This window comes from Pantoea sp. RIT-PI-b, assembly GCF_001187905.1.
Lineage (GTDB): Bacteria > Pseudomonadota > Gammaproteobacteria > Enterobacterales > Enterobacteriaceae > Pantoea > Pantoea nemavictus.
This window is the reverse complement of sequence record NZ_LGIS01000014.1, coordinates 227,554-245,176: the sequence shown is the minus strand read 5'-3', so window position 1 is coordinate 245,176 and position 17,623 is coordinate 227,554. Positions and strand designations below refer to the sequence as shown.

At 53.5% G+C, this 17,623-nt stretch carries 14 protein-coding genes and 2 tRNA genes; 4 read left to right on the top strand and 12 right to left on the bottom strand.

The features are described from left to right. Positions 1-50: 50 nt before the first annotated feature. The 10 genes from infB to rlmE all read right to left on the bottom strand — a co-directional run bounded on the left by infB (position 51) and on the right by rlmE (position 10,776). Positions 51-2,741 carry a translation initiation factor IF-2 gene (infB, locus tag AC790_RS07525; RefSeq protein WP_007886692.1) on the bottom strand — a complete coding sequence of 897 codons (2,691 nt, stop codon included), beginning with the start codon at positions 2,739-2,741 and terminating at the stop codon, positions 51-53. 17 nt (positions 2,742-2,758) lie between these two features. After that, positions 2,759-4,246, bottom strand: coding sequence for a transcription termination factor NusA (nusA, locus tag AC790_RS07520; protein WP_007886691.1), 1,488 nt, complete (start codon positions 4,244-4,246; stop codon positions 2,759-2,761). Between the two features lie 24 nt (positions 4,247-4,270). Beyond that, on the bottom strand, positions 4,271-4,723 hold the full coding sequence (rimP, locus tag AC790_RS07515; RefSeq protein ID WP_036620302.1) for a ribosome maturation factor RimP: 453 nt from the start codon (positions 4,721-4,723) through the stop codon (positions 4,271-4,273). A 212-nt stretch (positions 4,724-4,935) separates the two neighbouring features. After that, positions 4,936-5,012 (bottom strand) — tRNA-Met (locus AC790_RS07510). Positions 5,013-5,071: 59 nt separating this feature from the next. Next, positions 5,072-5,158, bottom strand: a tRNA-Leu gene (locus tag AC790_RS07505). A 49-nt stretch (positions 5,159-5,207) separates the two neighbouring features. Beyond that, positions 5,208-5,543, bottom strand: coding sequence for a preprotein translocase subunit SecG (gene secG, locus AC790_RS07500; RefSeq protein ID WP_007886689.1), 336 nt, complete (start codon positions 5,541-5,543; stop codon positions 5,208-5,210). 217 nt (positions 5,544-5,760) lie between these two features. Beyond that, positions 5,761-7,095, bottom strand: a complete 1,335-nt coding sequence (glmM, locus tag AC790_RS07495; RefSeq protein ID WP_049851367.1) for a phosphoglucosamine mutase — start codon at positions 7,093-7,095, stop codon at positions 5,761-5,763. 4 nt (positions 7,096-7,099) lie between these two features. Next, positions 7,100-7,933 (bottom strand): dihydropteroate synthase, encoded by an 834-nt coding sequence (gene folP / locus AC790_RS07490; RefSeq protein WP_049851366.1) that lies wholly within the window; start codon positions 7,931-7,933, stop codon positions 7,100-7,102. A 130-nt stretch (positions 7,934-8,063) separates the two neighbouring features. Further along, positions 8,064-9,971 (bottom strand): ATP-dependent zinc metalloprotease FtsH, encoded by a 1,908-nt coding sequence (ftsH, locus tag AC790_RS07485; protein ID WP_036620266.1) that lies wholly within the window; start codon positions 9,969-9,971, stop codon positions 8,064-8,066. Between the two features lie 175 nt (positions 9,972-10,146). Further along, positions 10,147-10,776, bottom strand: coding sequence for a 23S rRNA (uridine(2552)-2'-O)-methyltransferase RlmE (rlmE, locus tag AC790_RS07480; protein ID WP_007886684.1), 630 nt, complete (start codon positions 10,774-10,776; stop codon positions 10,147-10,149). A 125-nt stretch (positions 10,777-10,901) separates the two neighbouring features. On the opposite strand from rlmE, the gene yhbY reads away from it, so the two are divergent. Further along, positions 10,902-11,195, top strand: a complete 294-nt coding sequence (gene yhbY, locus AC790_RS07475; RefSeq protein ID WP_007886683.1) for a ribosome assembly RNA-binding protein YhbY — start codon at positions 10,902-10,904, stop codon at positions 11,193-11,195. Between the two features lie 125 nt (positions 11,196-11,320). Here the strand turns inward: yhbY and greA are convergent, their stop codons facing one another. Further along, entirely contained in the window at positions 11,321-11,797 is a 477-nt protein-coding gene (gene greA, locus AC790_RS07470) for a transcription elongation factor GreA (RefSeq protein WP_007886682.1), read from the bottom strand. A gap of 246 nt (positions 11,798-12,043) precedes the next feature. Here greA and dacB point away from each other — a divergent pair, with 246 nt between their 5' ends. Genes dacB through pmrB form a run of 3 tightly spaced genes read left to right on the top strand, consistent with a single transcriptional unit; the run spans position 12,044 to position 15,197 of the window. Continuing rightward, entirely contained in the window at positions 12,044-13,477 is a 1,434-nt protein-coding gene (gene dacB / locus AC790_RS07465) for a serine-type D-Ala-D-Ala carboxypeptidase (RefSeq protein ID WP_049851549.1), read from the top strand. Then, on the top strand, positions 13,477-14,139 hold the full coding sequence (gene pmrA / locus AC790_RS07460; protein WP_049851365.1) for a two-component system response regulator PmrA: 663 nt from the start codon (positions 13,477-13,479) through the stop codon (positions 14,137-14,139). The genes dacB and pmrA overlap by 1 nt, the downstream gene beginning before the upstream one ends. Further along, positions 14,136-15,197: a two-component system sensor histidine kinase PmrB gene (gene pmrB, locus AC790_RS07455; protein WP_049851364.1), complete on the top strand. Its 1,062-nt coding sequence runs from the start codon at positions 14,136-14,138 to the stop codon at positions 15,195-15,197. The genes pmrA and pmrB overlap by 4 nt, the downstream gene beginning before the upstream one ends. Positions 15,198-15,203: 6 nt before the next feature. Here pmrB and AC790_RS07450 read toward each other — a convergent pair whose 3' ends face one another. Further along, positions 15,204-17,474, bottom strand: coding sequence for a TonB-dependent siderophore receptor (locus AC790_RS07450; protein WP_049851363.1), 2,271 nt, complete (start codon positions 17,472-17,474; stop codon positions 15,204-15,206). Between the last annotated feature and the right edge of the window lie 149 nt (positions 17,475-17,623).

Sequence of the window (17,623 nt, the reverse complement as noted above, 5' to 3'; positions counted from 1 at the left end):
ATAATTCGGGAGGCCAGAGGCCTCCCAAATTGCAACACATCAAATGAAGATCAATCGATGGTGCGTTTAATTTCAATCACTTCGAAGACTTCGATCATATCGCCAACGCGAACGTCGTTGTAGTTCTTCACGCCGATACCACATTCCATGCCGTTACGAACTTCGTTAACGTCATCTTTGAAGCGACGCAGAGATTCCAGCTCGCCTTCATAGATAACCACGTTGTCACGCAGTACACGGATTGGGTTGTGACGTTTGATGTTACCTTCGGTAACCATACAGCCCGCGATAGCACCAAACTTCGGTGATTTGAACACGTCACGCACCGCAGCCAGACCGATAATCTGCTGTTTGAACTCAGGTGCCAGCATGCCGCTCATTGCTGCTTTCACTTCGTCGATCAGATTATAGATGACAGAGTAGTAACGCAGGTCAACGTTTTCAGAATCAATGACGCGGCGAGCAGATGCATCAGCACGTACGTTGAAGCCGAGGATGATCGCGTTGGAAGCTGCAGCCAGCGTTGCGTCGGTTTCGGTAATTCCACCTACACCCGAACCGATAATCCGCACTTTCACTTCGTCGGTAGAGAGTTTCAGCAGGGAATCGGAGATCGCTTCCACAGAACCCTGTACGTCGGATTTCAGCACGATGTTCAGCTCAGACACTTCACCTTCGGTCATGTTGGCGAACATATTCTCCAACTTAGACTTCTGCTGACGCGCCAGCTTAACTTCACGGAATTTGCCCTGACGATACAGTGCAACTTCACGTGCTTTCTTCTCGTCACGTACCACGGTCGCTTCATCACCCGCTGCCGGCACACCGGACAGACCGAGGATTTCCACTGGAATGGATGGACCCGCTTCAAACACTTCGCGACCCAATTCATCACGCATCGCACGAACACGGCCATATTCGAAGCCGCACAGCACGATATCGCCTTTATTGAGCGTACCTTCACGTACCAGCACGGTAGCAACCGGACCACGACCTTTGTCGAGGAACGATTCAATCACCACGCCGCTCGCCATACCTTCACGGATTGCAGACAGTTCCAGGACTTCAGCTTGCAGCAGAATCGCATTCAGCAGGTCGTCGATACCGGTACCGGCTTTCGCAGAGACGTTAACGAACATGTTCTCACCGCCCCACTCTTCCGGCAGGATGCCGTATTGGGTCAGTTCATTCTTAACGCGATCTGGATCTGCATCAGGCTTATCAACTTTGTTGACTGCAACAACCACTGGCACACCGGCTGCTTTCGCATGCTGGATAGCTTCGACGGTCTGAGGCATCACGCCGTCATCAGCCGCAACCACAAGGATAACGATATCCGTTGCCTGCGCACCACGTGCACGCATTGCGGTAAACGCGGCGTGGCCAGGGGTGTCGAGGAAGGTGATCATACCGTTGTCAGTTTCAACGTGGTATGCACCGATATGCTGGGTAATACCGCCTGCTTCGCCTGAAGCCACTTTCGTAGAACGAATGTAGTCAAGCAGAGAGGTTTTACCGTGGTCAACGTGGCCCATGATGGTCACGACTGGCGCGCGGCTTTCCTGCGCAGCATCGGTATCACGATCGTCCATTACCGCTTCTTCCAGCTCATTCTCGCGGCGCAGGATCACTTTGTGGCCCATCTCTTCCGCGACCATCTGAGCGGTTTCTTGATCGATAACCTGGTTGATGGTCGCCATTGCGCCCATCTTCATCATCGCCTTAACGACCAGAGAACCTTTGATTGCCATTTTATTGGCCAGTTCAGCAACGGTGATGGTTTCACCGATGACAACATCACGGTTCACAGCCTGAGCTGGCTTGTTGAAGCCTTGCTGCAGGGTGCTTGGCTTACGATGCTTACCGCCTTTGCCGCCACGTACCTGAGCACGAGCTTCTTCACGATCGGTTTTGGCTTCAGAGTGCTTGTTGCCTTTCTTCACCGGGCGAGCAGCTTTGGTGGTGCGAGCACGTGCACGGCCAGCTTCAACCTGGCGATCGTTCTCGTCTTCTGCCTGACGGGCATGAGTAGAGGTAGTGACGTGATAGTCGCCTTTATCCTCTTCTTCAGGTTTTGCCCATTCAGCGCCTTTTTCTTCAGCCAGGCGGCGGGCTTCTTCGGCCACGCGGCGCGCATCTTCTTCCAGCTTACGGCGAGCTTCTTCTTCTGCTTTACGTTTCAGTTCGGCAGCTTCTGCTTCACGACGGGCTTTATCAGACTGCGCAGCCTTGGCTACTACGTCGGTAGGTTGATTAGTCAATTTCTCTTTTTCCGCTGCTTCACGTTTGGCCTTGTCAGCGGCTTCGCGCTTGGCTTTATCTTCGGCTTCACGTTGCGCTTTCTGTTCAGCTTCGCGACGGGCTTGTTCTTCCGCCTCGCGACGCGCCTGCTCTTCCGCTTCACGCTGCGCCTCGGCTTCCGCTTCTGCCTGAGCTTGCTCAGACTCTGCGTCGCCTTTCACGTATGTGCGCTTTTTGCGGACTTCGATTTGTACCGACTTACTTTTACCCCCGGTGACGGGAATATTCAAGGTGCTGCGCGTCTTGCGCTGCAAAGTCAGCTTGCTTGAACCGGTCTGACCGTGCTCACGATTCAGGTGAGACAGTAAGGTTTCTTTCTCTTGCTGGGACACCGCATCATTTTCAGACTTACGGATCCCTGCATCAGCAAATTGCTGTACCAGGCGATCGACCGGGGTCTGAATTTCGGCGGCCAGCGATTTTACGGTTACATCTGTCATGCTGTTCCTTCCTGTTATTACGCGTCATCGCCGAACCAGCAGATATTACGTGCAGCCATAATCAGCGCACCGGCCTTCTCATCATCCAGCCCTTCAATATCTGTCAGATCGTCAACACCTTGCTCAGCGAGATCTTCCAGCGTGCAAACGCCTTTCGACGCCAGGCGATACGCCAGCGCACGATCCAAGCCCTCAAGATTCAGAAGATCCTCAGCGGGCTCCTGATTACCAAGGCTCTCTTCTTTCGCTAATGCCAGGGTAGTTAACGCATTTTTTGCTCGTTCACGCAGGGCTTCAATGGTCTCTTCATCGAGGCCGTCGATTTCCAGCAGCTCGTTGATTGGCACATAAGCCAATTCTTCCAGCGAAGAGAAGCCCTCTTCCACCAGAATGGTGGCGAACTCTTCGTCGATGTCGAGATGTTTGGTGAACATATCGATTGCTGCATGGGCTTCAGCTTGGTGCTTAGCCTGCAGATCATCGACGGTCATCACGTTCAGTTCCCAACCGCTCAGTTGGGAAGCCAGACGCACGTTTTGGCCGTTACGACCGATCGCCTGAGCCAGATTGCCGGCTTCAACAGCGATATCCATGGTGTGATTGTCTTCGTCCACCACAATTGACGCCACATCAGCAGGCGCCATAGCGTTGATAACGAACTGCGCCGGGTTGTCGTCCCACAGCACAATATCGATACGCTCGCCACCCAGCTCGCTTGAAACCGCCTGCACACGCGCACCGCGCATACCGACGCAAGCGCCTACTGGATCAATACGTTTATCGTTGGTTTTCACTGCGATTTTGGCGCGTGAACCCGGATCGCGCGCTGCCGCTTTGATCTCGATAACTTCTTCGCCAATTTCTGGCACCTCAATGCGGAACAACTCAATCAGCATTTCCGGCTTAGAACGCGTGACGAACAGCTGTGCGCCACGTGCTTCAGGGCGAACGGCGTACAGCACGCCGCGGATGCGGTCGCCTGGACGGAAGTTTTCACGCGGCAGCATGTCTTCACGTCCAATCACCGCTTCGGCATTGCTACCGAGGTCCAGTGAAATGTTGTCGCGGTTCACTTTCTTCACCACGCCAGTGATGATTTCGCCTTCGTGTTGACGGAACTGATCAACCACCATTGCGCGCTCAGCTTCACGTACTTTTTGTACGATAACCTGCTTAGCAGTTTGGGTGGTGATACGGTCGAAGGTGACAGATTCAATCTGATCTTCGACAAATTCGCCCAGATTGAACGCTTCGTCTTCATAACGGGCTGCATCCAGCGTGATCTCGCGAGTCGGCTGCGTGACTTCTTCAACAATCTGCCAGCGACGGAAGGTGTCGAAATCGCCGCTGCGACGGTCAATGCTGACTCGCACTTCGATCTCTTGCTCATACTTCTTTTTGGTCGCAGTGGCCAAAGCGCTCTCCAGCGCTTCGAAGATTTTCTCACGCGGCAGGGCTTTTTCGTTAGAAACGGCTTCTACTACAGCTAAGATCTCTTTGTTCATCCTGGTTAGCCTCAATCCGGACTTTTAAAAGTGGGGGACCAGGTTCGCTTTCTGAATGTTGCTCAGCGCGAACACTTCATCGTTACCCTCAACGGTCACCGTGATCATCTCACCTTCTACAGACTTGATGATACCCTGCCATTTACGGCGGTTTTGTACGGCCATGCGTAGTACCAGGCTCACCTCGTCACCGGCAAAACGTGCATAGTGTTCAGCAGTGAAAAGAGGACGTTCGAGACCCGGCGAGGAAACTTCAAGGTTGTAAGCCACGGTAATTGGATCTTCCACATCCATTACTGCGCTGACCTGGTGGCTAACATCGGCGCAATCATCAACATTGATACCCTCTTCACTATCAATATAGATGCGCAATGTTGATGTGCGACCACGAATAAACTCGATACCGACTAATTCGTAGCCAAGCGCTTCTACTGGAGCAGAGATCAACTCTGTCAATTTTTGCTCTAATGTGGACAAGCCCACCCCCAAGACATAAAAAAAGGGCCTATAGCCCAGTGTGTCGATTTCCTGATAACAAAAAACCCCGAATATTCGGGGCTTTTTGTGACTGGACCCTGTACGCCGCATAGCGGCTTCGGAGCACAATCCAAAAGAATTTTTTTCAAAATCACTGATGACTGCGTCCGTCGATGCATACAGTATATTTGAAAAAGAACTCTAAGGGAAAGTGGTTGCGGGGGCCGGATTTGAACCGACGACCTTCGGGTTATGAGCCCGACGAGCTACCAGGCTGCTCCACCCCGCGTCCGAAAACGTGGCGAATAATACGCCGGCCTTGCAAAAAATGCAAGTTTTACTGAGATTTGGTACCGAGGACGGGACTTGAACCCGTAAGCCCTTTCGAGCACTACCACCTCAAGGTAGCGTGTCTACCAATTTCACCACCTCGGTACATCACTAGACTGCGACGCTAATTTGTCGCACTACAGCGTTGACGATCTTACTGCGGGATATCATTGCCCGGCGTTGCCGGTTTAGCTGGCTGAGTCTGCTGTTCAGACTGCGCCGGCGCAGTGAGGTTATCCCACTCACTTCCTTTGGCTGTTTTATTACTGTTCAGATTACCCAGAACCAGGCTGATGATGAAGAACAGGGTAGCCAGTACCGCGGTCATACGAGTCATAAAGTTGCCTGACCCATTAGAACCGAACAGCGTACCAGAAGCGCCTGCACCGAATGAGGCTCCCATATCAGCGCCTTTGCCTTGCTGCAGCATGATCAAACCTACGAGGCCAATCGCTACAATAAGGAAAACAACTAACAGAGCTTCGTACATAATCAACCTGTTTCCTTGCGCGTTATCTGCACAGTTAAAGCTTCAACCAATATCGATGGGGAGTCTCGTCATCACCCATCAGAAGCGGGTGTGAATACTAACCAATGGCACATACCTCTGCAAGTGCAATTTTCACCATCGCTTTCGATTGCGGAAAAAAGCACCATCCCGGTGATTTTGCAGGCGGAAAGTGCAAAATTTCTCCGCCTGAATTCAATTACACCGCTTTTACTGCATCTGCGATTTTGTGCGCCAGCGCGCTAACCTGCGCCTCATCTTCACCTTCCACCATTACACGGATCAGCGGTTCGGTGCCGGATTTACGCAGCAACACGCGACCACGTCCCGCCAGCGTTTTTTCCACTTCTGCGGTCACGGCTTTCACGCTCTCGCTTTCCAGCGGATCGTGCTCGCCAGCAAAGCGCACGTTAACCAAAATCTGCGGCAGCATTTTCATACCGCTGCACAAATCGTGTAACGTCATATGATTTCGTACTACAGCAGTGAGCACTTGCAAACTTGCCACAATGCCGTCGCCGGTGGTGGTTTTATCCAGCAAAATGACGTGACCGGAGTTTTCCGCCCCTAAACGCCATCCCTTTTCCTGCATTTTTTCCAGCACATAGCGGTCGCCCACTTTTGCACGGGTGAACGGAATACCCAGCTGCTTCAGTGCCAGTTCCAGCCCCATGTTACTCATCAGCGTGCCCACCACGCCGCCGCGCAGCTGGCCCTGACGCAGCCCTTCGCGCGCAATGATATAAAGAATCTGGTCACCATCAACTTTATGGCCCAGATGATCAACCATCATGATACGGTCGCCGTCACCATCGTAAGCCAATCCGAGATCGGCCTTCTCTTCTAACACGCGATGTTGCAGCAGACGCAAATCGGTCGCGCCGCAATCTTTATTGATGTTCATACCATCCGGCTGTGTGCCGATAGCAATCACCGTTGCGCCGAGTTCACGCAGCACGTTGGGAGCAATGTGGTAAGTCGCACCGTTTGCGCAATCGACCACAATTTTAAGCCCATTGAGACTCAGCTCGCTCGGGAAGGTACCTTTACAGAATTCTATATAACGGCCTGCAGCATCAACAATGCGGCTAGCGCGGCCCAGTTCAGCGGACTCGACGCAGGTGATAGGTTTCTCCATCTCCAGCTCAATGGCTTCTTCAACTTCATCCGGCAGCTTGGTGCCTTCAGCAGAAAAGAATTTAATGCCGTTGTCGTCAAACGGATTATGCGATGCCGAAATCACAATGCCCGCTTCCGCACGGAAGGTGCGCGTTAGATAGGCGATAGCCGGCGTCGGCATTGGTCCCGTAAAGGCCGCAGACAATCCCGCTGCCGCCAGTCCCGCTTCCAGCGCCGATTCCAGCATATAACCTGAAATACGCGTATCTTTACCAATCAATACTTTGCGAGAGCCCTGGCGCGCCAGCACTTTACCTGCTGCCCAGCCCAGCTTGAGGACAAAATCAGGGGTAATCGGCGCTTCACCGACTTTGCCGCGAATACCATCTGTACCGAAATATTTACGATTACTCATGCCTTTATCCTTTTGCTCTTCGTGTCGCTTCGACGACGCGCATCGCTTCGACCGTCTCTTTCACATCATGTACGCGAATAATTTGTGCCCCTTGCATAGCGGCGATCACCGCACAGCTTAGGCTGCCGGTCAGGCGCTGCGCCGGACCAACATTTAATAGCTGTCCAACCATCGATTTACGCGACATTCCCACTAATAGCGGTAAACCGTAATGGTGGAAATGGCCCAAATGCGCCAGCAGTTCATAGTTGTGGCTGAGATTCTTACCGAATCCAAAGCCAGGATCGAGCAGCAGATTCTCTTTTTTTATTCCAGCCGCTTCACAGCGCGCAATCTGAGCAGCGAAGTAAGCGTCCACTTCGCTAACAATATTGTGATATTCCGGTGCCTGCTGCATGGTGCGCGGTTCGCCTTGCATATGCATCAAACATACCGGCAGACCGGTTTCCGCAGCAGCCACCAGCGCACCGGGTTCGGATAGCGAGCGAATATCATTAATGATGTGAGCGCCCACTCTCGCGGCCTCGCGGATCACTTCTGGCTTGGAGGTATCGACTGAAATCCACACCTCAAAACGCTGTGCAATGGCTTCTACTACGGGAATGACACGTTCCAGCTCTTCTTCCACACTGACTTCATCAGCCCCGGGACGCGTAGACTCACCGCCAACATCAATGATGGTGGCACCCGCGTTCACCATCTCATTGGTGTGCGTCAGCGCATCGACCAAGGTGTTGTGCGTTCCGCCATCTGAGAAGGAGTCCGGCGTGACATTCAAAATACCCATCACATGGGGAAAAGAGAGATCGAGATGGGAATCACGGGCGAACAACTTCATGGCGAAAATCTCCTTGAGGGACCACTAAATCGCGAAATAAAAAAAACCCCGGACCGGCCGGGGTTTGCATTATAACAAGCAGTGTGGGCTGTAAATCTAGCGGTAGCGTTATCGTCCCGCCAGATTGCCATCACATAATCTTATCAGAACCCGGTGTTTTCGGGTCATCTACAGGGCGAGGAGCCTGAGTTGAGTCGCCGTTACCAACAGCAACCTTAGCCTCTTCCCAACCTGCAGGTGGACGTACTTCGCGACGTGCCATCAAATCGCTGATTTGTGGTGCATCGATGGTCTCATACTTCATCAGCGCGTCTTTCATCGCGTGAAGGATGTCCATGTTTTCGTTCAGGATGCGGCGAGCACGTTGGTAGTTAGTATCGATAAGGTGTTTAACTTCCTGATCGATAATGCGCGCCGTTTCATCTGACATATGTTTCGCTTTCGCCACTGAACGTCCAAGGAACACTTCGCCCTCTTCTTCAGCGTAAAGCAACGGACCCAGCTTCTCGGAGAAGCCCCACTGCGTAACCATGTTGCGCGCTACGCTGGTCGCCATTTTAATGTCAGATGAAGCACCGGTAGAAACATAGTCCGGACCATAAATGATCTCTTCCGCCAGACGCCCGCCGTAAGCCACTGAAATACGGCTTTCCAGCTTCTGACGATTGGCGCTGATCTCATCGCCCACTGGCAAGAAGAAGGCAACACCTAAGGCGCGACCACGCGGGATGATGGTGACTTTGTGCACCGGATCGTAACCCGGAACCAGAGTACCCACGATTGCGTGACCCGCTTCATGGTACGCCGTCGATTCTTTCTGCTCTTCGGTCATCACCATGGAGCGACGTTCTGCACCCATCATGATTTTGTCTTTGGCTTTTTCAAACTCAACCATTGAAACCACACGCTTATTGCCGCGAGCAGCGAACAGCGCAGCTTCGTTGACCAGGTTAGCCAAATCCGCACCGGAGAAGCCCGGCGTACCGCGTGCAATAACAGAGGGATCCATATCGGTAGCCAACGGCACACGACGCATATGCACTTTCAGAATCTGCTCACGACCGCGGACGTCTGGCAAGCCAACCACAACCTGGCGGTCGAAGCGGCCTGGACGCAGCAGCGCCGGGTCAAGCACGTCTGGACGGTTAGTTGCCGCGATCACGATGATGCCTTCATTACCTTCAAAGCCATCCATCTCAACCAGCATCTGGTTCAGCGTTTGTTCACGTTCATCGTGACCACCGCCTAAACCGGCGCCACGTTGACGGCCAACCGCATCGATTTCATCGATAAAGATGATGCACGGCGCGGCTTTCTTCGCTTGTTCAAACATGTCACGCACACGTGATGCACCGACACCTACGAACATTTCAACGAAGTCAGAACCGGAAATGGTAAAGAACGGTACTTTCGCTTCGCCTGCAATGGCTTTCGCCAGCAGCGTTTTACCGGTACCCGGAGGGCCGACCATCAGGACGCCTTTCGGGATTTTACCGCCCAGTTTCTGGAAACGGCTCGGCTCACGCAAATACTCAACCAGCTCACCAACTTCTTCTTTGGCCTCATCACAACCGGCCACATCAGCAAAGGTGGTTTTGATCTGATCTTCGGTCAACATGCGGGCTTTGCTCTTGCCGAAGGACATCGCGCCCTTACCGCCGCCGCCCTGCATCTGCCGCATAAAGAAGATCCACACGCCAATCAGCAGCAGCATTGGGAACCATGAGATGAAGATTGAAGCCAGCAGGCTTGGTTCTTCAGGCGGTTCGCCAACTACTTTGACGTTTTTGGTCAACAGGTTATCGAGTAACTTAGGATCGTTGACGGGGATATAGGTGGTGTATTTATTGCTGTCTTTTTTGACAACGTTAATCTCACGCCCGTTAATTCGTGCCTCGCGGACCTGATCTTGGTTCACTTCCGATAGGAAAGTTGAATAATCAACCCTACGGCCATTCGACTCGCTGGGCCCAAAGCTCTGGAATACAGACATCAGCACGACCGCGATGACTAACCAGAGAATCAGGTTTTTCGCCATGTCACTCAAGGGATTAACCTCATATTACAACGATGTTAACAGACAGCGTAGGGTACTATAGATCCTTCATACCTGGAATCGCAGTGCGGATGATTTTGCTTGTTTACCTTGAAACTCAGAATTAGACATCAGAGTAAACGCATTGGTCGTCTTGCTTTGATTCCGGCAATTCAGGCTAAAGTTTGCGCCCCGTCGCCACAATGTACACTTCGCGCGAACGTAATCGCGAAGCGTCCGGCTTACGAATTTTCACTTTCGTAAACAGGGAGCGAATTTCCCGCAGGTATTCATCGAAGCCATCTCCCTGAAACACTTTCACGACAAAACTGCCGCCTGGGGCCAGGATATCCCGACACATTTCCAGCGCCAATTCTACCAAATACATCGAACGTGGAATATCAACCGCAGGTGTCCCGCTCATGTTGGGTGCCATATCTGACATCACCACCTGCACCTTTTGGTCGCCAACGCGCTCCAGTAAGGCGTTAAGCACCGCTTCATCACGAAAATCGCCTTGCAGGAAATCAACGCCGACAATGGGATCCATTGGTAACAGATCGCAGGCAATGATACGACCACTTGATCCGATAAGCTGTACCACATATTGCGACCAACCGCCGGGTGCAGCGCCCAGATCAACCACCGTCATGCCGGGTTTGAAAATCTTGTCACCCTGCTGTATTTCCTCAAGTTTAAACCAGGCACGCGAACGCAACCCTTTTTTCTGTGCCTGCAGCACATATTTATCGCTAAAGTGTTCCTGTAGCCAGCGACTGGAACTGGCCGAACGCTTTTTACCCGTCATAATTTTTCCAATTAAATCGTCATCGTAGCGATAAATCAGCACGCAATGGTCGCGTTGATTTGGCGATATACCCGAGATGGCGGTAGAATGAACCGTTTTCAATCCCTGAGTAAGCAAAAAATACGATGAATCTGAGTACCAAACAAAAACAGCACCTGAAAGGCCTTGCCCATCCGCTTAAGCCGGTTGTCATGCTGGGCGGTAATGGCCTAACTGAAGGCGTGCTCGCCGAAATCGAACTGGCGCTCGAGCATCACGAATTGATCAAGGTAAAAATTGCCTCGGAAGATCGTGAAACCAAGCAGCTGATCGTTGACGCTATCGTGCGTGAAACTAAAGCAGGCAACGTACAGGTCATCGGCAACACGCTGGTGCTATATCGCCCTGCCAAAGAGCGTAAAATCACTCTTCCGCGTTAATCATGCCCTAAAGGCGGCGACGGGCAAAGAAAGTGCCACGCTCCTGCATGTGATAAAAGGCCGCAGTGCGGCCTTTTTCCTTTCTTTACAAAATGCAGCGACATATTGCAAAGCGTAGCAATATCTTAAAGGTATTCCACCTTCAGCACTTCATATTCCACATCCCCACCCGGGGTTTTGACAATCGCGACATCATCCGCTGATTTTCCCACCAATCCACGCGCCATCGGCGAATTCACGGAGATCAGGTTCTGTTTGAAGTCAGCTTCATCGTCACCCACGATGCGGTAGGTGAACTCTTCATCCGTTTCCACATTCAGAATGGTCACGGTTGCGCCAAAAATAACGCGGCCGGTTTTCGGCATTGCAGTGATATCAATCACCTGCGCATTGGAGAGCTTAGCTTCGATCTCCTGAATACGACCCTCGCAAAAACCTTGTTCTTCGCGAGCCGCATGATATTCGGCATTCTCTTTTAAATCGCCGTGCTCACGGGCTGTGGCGATGGAGGCGATAATGCGCGGACGCTTTACGGATTTCAGTTCGTTCAGCTCTTCGCGCAGCTTCTCAGCGCCTTTCAACGTCATCGGAATCTGATTCATTTTGGCTCCTCGTCATCTATCCTGGTTAACGGCGTCATCCTGACCGGTGACAGCAGAAAACAGCTTCTGCGGCGCGTTACCTCTTTTCACAAGCAAAAGAAGCCTGACCCGGAAAGCTTTCCGGGTCAGGTTCGGTTTTGCATTTTGATACGTATTTTACCCCAGAGTTCCCTGTGGGTCATCGTTTACTTTGCACCGTCCGGGGACGTAGTATTGACGCCTTCACCCGTCAGTTACCGCGAGATTATGCGATTTTCACGACTTGTTACCGGATTAACCTGTGCGTTTATGCTGCAGGCACAAGCAGCTCCCGTTGAAGAATACATGCAGTATTTGCCAGACGGCGCAAACCTGGCGCTGATGGTACAAAAAGTGGGCGCATCAACCCCGATAATCGATTATCACGGCAAACAGATGGCATTACCGGCCAGCACCATGAAAGTGGTGACGGCGCTGGCGGCCCTGCTGGAACTCGGTCCTGACTTCCGTTTCCAGACCACCATGGAGACCAAAGGCGCGGTCAATGATGGCACCCTGAATGGCGATCTGGTCGCGCGTTTCGGCGGCGATCCAACGTTGAGCCGTCAGGATCTGCGCAATATGGTGGCCGCGCTGAAAAAACAGGGCATCACGCATATTAAAGGCAATCTGGTGGTCGACACCTCGGTGTTCGCCAGCCACGATATGGCGCCCGGCTGGCCGTGGAACGATTTGACGCAGTGCTTTAGTGCACCGCCAGGTGCTGCGATTGTCGATAAAAACTGTTTCTCAGTATCGCTGTATAGCGCCAATACGCCGGGCGAAAATGCCTTCGTGCGCATTGCCTCCTATTACCCGGCACATATGTTCAGCCAGGTGCGCACCATCGGTCGTAACAGTGGTGATGGGCAATATTGCGAGCTGGATGTGGTGCCGGGCGAGCTCAATCGCTACACCTTAACCGGCTGTATGCGTCAACGCGCTGAGCCGCTGCCGCTGGCATTTGCCGTGCAGGACGGTGCTGCGTGGGCCGGTGAGATCCTTAAAGCCGAACTGCGTGCCGCCGATATCGATTACAGCGGCCATCTGGTGCGTCAGGCGCAAGTGACCTCGCCGGGCACCGTGCTGGCTTCAACGCAATCTGCGCCGCTGCACACGCTGCTGCATACCATGCTGAAAAAATCGGACAACATGATTGCCGATACCGTGTTCCGCACCATCGGCCACCACTACTTCAACGTGCCGGGCACTTTCCGCGCGGGTTCGGATGCGGTACGCCGCATTCTGCGTGAAAAAGCCGGTGTCGATATGGGCAACAGCATTCAGGTGGATGGCTCAGGACTGTCGCGTCATGATTTGATTGCACCAGATACCATGATGCAAGTGCTGCAATTCATTGCGAAAAACGACTCGACGCTGAATTATATTTCGATGCTGCCGCTGGCCGGTTACGACGGCACGCTGCAATATCGTGGCGGTCTGCATGAAGCAGGCCTCGATGGCAAAGTCTCGGCGAAAACCGGTTCACTGCAGGGCGTCTATAATCTGGCTGGATTCATCACTACCTCAAGCGGTGCGCGCGTGGCCTTTGTGCAGTTCCTGTCCGGCTATGCTGTGCCGCCGGAAGATCAGAAAACGCGCCGCATTCCATTGGTACGTTTTGAGAGCCGCCTTTACACGGATATCAATAAAAACAACTGATGAAACTGCTAATTGTCGAAGATGATGCGCTGTTGCAATCGGGTCTGGCGCAAGCGCTCAGCGCACAAGGTTACGCTATCGACTGCGCCAGCACCGCCGCCGAGAGTAACGCCATGTTGCGCAGCGGTCAGTACAGCCTGATCGTGCTCGATCTGGGTTTGCCGGATCGCGATGGCGCTTCATTGCTACGACAGTGGCGCCGCGACGGCATTGCCGTACCGGTGTTGATCCTCACCGCGCGCGATGCGCTGGAGGATCGCGTTGATGGCCTGGATGCCGGCGCCGATGATTATCTGGTAAAGCCGTTTGCGCTGGTCGAGCTGCAGGCCCGCGTGCGGGCGCTGATCCGCCGTTATCAGGGCCACAGCGATAATCTGCTGCAACAGGGCGATCTGACGCTCAACCTCAGTTCACAACAGGTGCTACTGGAAGAACATCCGCTGGAGATCACGCCGAAAGAGTTCGCACTGCTCACCCGTTTGCTGATGCGCGTTGGGCAAAACGTCCATCGTGAAACGTTGCAGCAGGATCTCTACAGCTGGAATGACGATCCTGGATCCAACACTCTCGAAGTTCACATCCACAATCTGCGTCGCAAGCTGGGAAAAGATCGTATCAAAACTGTGCGTGGCGTCGGTTATCGTCTGGAACTCCGCGAATGAACAGCATGCGTCAGCGGTTACTGATTATGCTGGCGCTGATTCTCCTCACCTGTCAGGTGATGAGCGCCATCTGGCTGTGGCATGAGAGCCGCGAGCAGATCAGTTTTTTAGTCAATGAAACGCTTTCCGCTCAGGCGCGTAACGATCGTGTCGAAAATGAGATTCGCGAAGCGATCGCCTCACTGCTTCTGCCCTCCTTAGTGATGGTCGCCCTCACCTTGCTGCTGTCGTTTTGGGCGATTACCTGGATCATCCGCCCGCTGAAATCGCTGCAAGACAGCCTTGCACACCGATCAGCGGATAACCTGACGCCGTTGCCGGTCTATTCCGAGATGGATGAGATCGTGGCGGTCACCACCGCGATCAACCAGCTATTTTCACGCCTCGATCACACGCTACAGCAGGAGCGATTATTCACCGCCGACGCGGCGCACGAGCTGCGCACGCCGCTGGCGGGATTACGCCTGCATCTGGAGCTGCTGCACCAGCAGAACGTGCCGCAAAGCGGGATGCTGATCGAACGCATCGACCAGCTGATGCACACCGTTGAACAGTTGCTGATGCTGTCGCGCGCCGGTCAGGCGCTGGCTGGCGGTCACTATCAGCAGTTGCTGTGGCAGAAAGACATCATGCAGCCGCTGGAACCGGAAATGGCAGAGCTGTTGCAACAGCGCCAGCAAACGCTGCACTGGCCGCAGGTCAACGATGTGCCGCAGCAAGGCGAAGCGGTGCTGCTACGTTTGATGCTGCGCAATCTGTTGGAGAACGCTTCACGCTACAGCCCGGAAGGCAGCGAGGTAGCGGTGAGAATGCAGCAGGACAAGCAGCAGGTGATTATTGAAGTGTGGGATCAGGGACCGGGCATTGATGCCGCCGCCGCGGAAGAGCTGACGCAGGCATTCCGTCGACGCGATCAGCGTTACGGCGGTAGCGGGCTGGGTCTGAATATCGTGCTGCGCATCGTGCAGATGCATCGCGGCAGGCTGGAACTGGTCAATCGTGAGGATAGCAGCGGACTGATTGCCCGCTGCTATTTACCGCATCAACTTATTGGCTAACTCGCCTTAGAAGTGGGTATTCAGGCTCATAAAGTAAGTACGACCTGATTCGTTATAGGTATTGGCACCCGCACCATACAGATAAGAGTTGGTGTTGGCGTTGCCGGTGGTTTGCGCATTGCCCTCACGATAGTGACGCTTATCGAACAGATTATCGATACCCACCGTGACGCTGGCGTACTTGTTGATATCGTAGGTGCCGCTCATGCCGATAATCGAGTAAGGACTGACTTTATCGGTCGCGCTGCCGGTTGAAGCATTACCTTTGTAATCATACTTCTTCGGCGTTTGCGTGCCGTACCAGGTCAGCGTGGTTTGCAGCGACAGATCCTGCGTTGCCTGCCAGCTCAGCGTCGAGTTCAGCGTGTACTCAGGAATCACCGATAAGCGATCGCCGGTCTCTTTGTTCTTACTCTGCAGCATATAGGTGAAGTTATTGTTCCACGTCACGCTGTCGGAGAACGGCACGTTAACCGTACCTTCCAGCCCTTCCACCACCGCTTTCGGTACGTTTTCCCACTTATAAATATCGGTGGTGCCGTTAGAGGCTTTGCCCGCTGGCGAGTAACCGGCTTCGATCTTGTTGCGATAATCGTTGCGGAACCAGGTCAAACCGGCCTGATAACCTTCGTGTTTCCACTCCAGTCCCACCTCTTTGTTGATGCTGTTTTCGGCTTTCAGATCGCTGTTACCTTGCAGATAACAGGCGCCGGTGCTGGCAGCGCAACCCTGGCCATTGCTGTACAGCAGATAGTTTGGGTTGGTTTGATACAGGCTCGGCGCTTTATAAGCGCGCCCGATGCCCATCTTCAGCGTGAAGTCATCGCCCAGACCTTGCGACAAATTGAGCGACGGGCTCCAGTTATTGCCCACAATTGAGTGGTGATCGAAACGCAGGCTGGGCGTCAGCATGGTGCTGTCGGTCAGCTCCATGTTGTCTTCAGCGAACAGTGAGAAAATCTCCGCCTGGGAATAGGGGCTGCGGCCAGTGTTGTCGATGCCCGGCACCGCGCCGTAGTTCGCCGCCTGGGCGTTGGATGAACCATCTTTCATGCGCTGCTGGTTCCATTCGGTACCCAGCGTCGCGGTTTGATTAAACAGCAGTTCAAACGGAATACTGACTTCGCTGTGCAGCAGCACATCATCCAGCTGAATGGTGTTAAAACCGCTGTTGGAGAAGATACCTTCGGTGCCGCCCGCCAAACCTTCGTTGATGCGCGAATTGCGGGTTTTCTCATAACGCGCGTAGGTATTGGTACTGACGCCGTTATCCCACGCGCCGGTCCATTTCAGTGAGACGTTTTGACGATACAGGCGGTTGGTTTCATCACCGTACAGGCTTTTCACCAGCGCGCTGGTGTTAGTGTTCTGCGTATCGCCGGCATAAAGGTTGCCCTGACGGCTGAAGCCGGCCTGTAGCTCCAGCGTTTGCATCGGCGCAAATGCCCAGCTCAGTAATGCATTAATATCTTTATTCACCGAGCCTTCGCGGCCCGATGGATAACTGCCGGTATAGCTACCGGTACGCGCCGCCGCATGACCTTCATTGATGTCATAGGCATCGGCCTGCGTTTTGGCTAAACCGCCGTACAAACGGAAGTTGAAATCATCGCCCAGCGGTCCTTCCAGGCTGAAGTTGGTGCGTTTAGTGGCGCCTTCGGCTTTGTGTTCTGGCACGTTGTAATAGGTGTTCCATGAACCGTGCCACTGCTGATCGGACTGTTTTTTGGTGATGATATTCACCACGCCGCCCGCTGCGCCGTTACCGTAACGTACCGCTGCAGGTCCACGAATCACGTCGATATGGTCGATCATCTCCGGCGGCACCCAGTTAGTATCACCGCGCGTATCACGCTCGCCACGCCAGCCAAGGCGCACCGAGTTGCGGCTGGTGATCGGCATGCCATCCACCATGATCAGGGTATTTTCTGGGCCCATGCCACGAATATCGATCTGGCGATTGTTGCCGCGCTGGCCGCTGGTGGAATTACCGGTCAGGTTCACGCCTGGCATGGTACGGATAATTTCTGATACATCGCGCGCGGGCGGATGCTTTTTGATTTCGTCGGCGGTGATGGTTGAGACGCCCGGCGCCTGCAGGTTCTGCTGCTGCGCGGTAACCATTAAGGTGCCGCCGTCCATCGATTGTGCGTCAGTGGTGCTCGCTGAGGTTTTGCTGGAGGAAGTCTCTGCTGCCCAGGCGCCGCTGGAGAGCAGTGAGGCGCTGAGCCCCAATTCAAGAAGAATAGCTAATGATAACCGCGAGTAATTTTTCATTTTATACGTTCCTGGATGGCCAGCAAAAGCCGTTGCATGCTGACTGGCGAGCCGGTGAGAAGATCCCTGTTCCTATCGCGCCCAGTTCCAGACCCTTCAAACCATCCGTAGCGCAACCTTACCGAACGGTAAGCATCAGGCGGAACGAG

What these genes read in the sequence shown, in the direction of transcription:
- infB (WP_007886692.1), bottom strand. Translation starts at nt 2,741, where the DNA reads ATGACAGATGTAACCGTAAAATCGCTGGCCGCCGAAATTCAGACCCCG.
- nusA (WP_007886691.1), bottom strand. Translation starts at nt 4,246, where the DNA reads ATGAACAAAGAGATCTTAGCTGTAGTAGAAGCCGTTTCTAACGAAAAA.
- secG (WP_007886689.1), bottom strand. Translation starts at nt 5,543, where the DNA reads ATGTACGAAGCTCTGTTAGTTGTTTTCCTTATTGTAGCGATTGGCCTC.
- glmM (WP_049851367.1), bottom strand. Translation starts at nt 7,095, where the DNA reads ATGAGTAATCGTAAATATTTCGGTACAGATGGTATTCGCGGCAAAGTC.
- folP (WP_049851366.1), bottom strand. Translation starts at nt 7,933, where the DNA reads ATGAAGTTGTTCGCCCGTGATTCCCATCTCGATCTCTCTTTTCCCCAT.
- ftsH (WP_036620266.1), bottom strand. Translation starts at nt 9,971, where the DNA reads ATGGCGAAAAACCTGATTCTCTGGTTAGTCATCGCGGTCGTGCTGATG.
- rlmE (WP_007886684.1), bottom strand. Translation starts at nt 10,776, where the DNA reads ATGACGGGTAAAAAGCGTTCGGCCAGTTCCAGTCGCTGGCTACAGGAA.
- yhbY (WP_007886683.1), top strand. Translation starts at nt 10,902, where the DNA reads ATGAATCTGAGTACCAAACAAAAACAGCACCTGAAAGGCCTTGCCCAT.
- greA (WP_007886682.1), bottom strand. Translation starts at nt 11,797, where the DNA reads ATGAATCAGATTCCGATGACGTTGAAAGGCGCTGAGAAGCTGCGCGAA.
- dacB (WP_049851549.1), top strand. Translation starts at nt 12,044, where the DNA reads ATGCGATTTTCACGACTTGTTACCGGATTAACCTGTGCGTTTATGCTG.
- pmrA (WP_049851365.1), top strand. Translation starts at nt 13,477, where the DNA reads ATGAAACTGCTAATTGTCGAAGATGATGCGCTGTTGCAATCGGGTCTG.
- pmrB (WP_049851364.1), top strand. Translation starts at nt 14,136, where the DNA reads ATGAACAGCATGCGTCAGCGGTTACTGATTATGCTGGCGCTGATTCTC.
- AC790_RS07450 (WP_049851363.1), bottom strand. Translation starts at nt 17,474, where the DNA reads ATGAAAAATTACTCGCGGTTATCATTAGCTATTCTTCTTGAATTGGGG.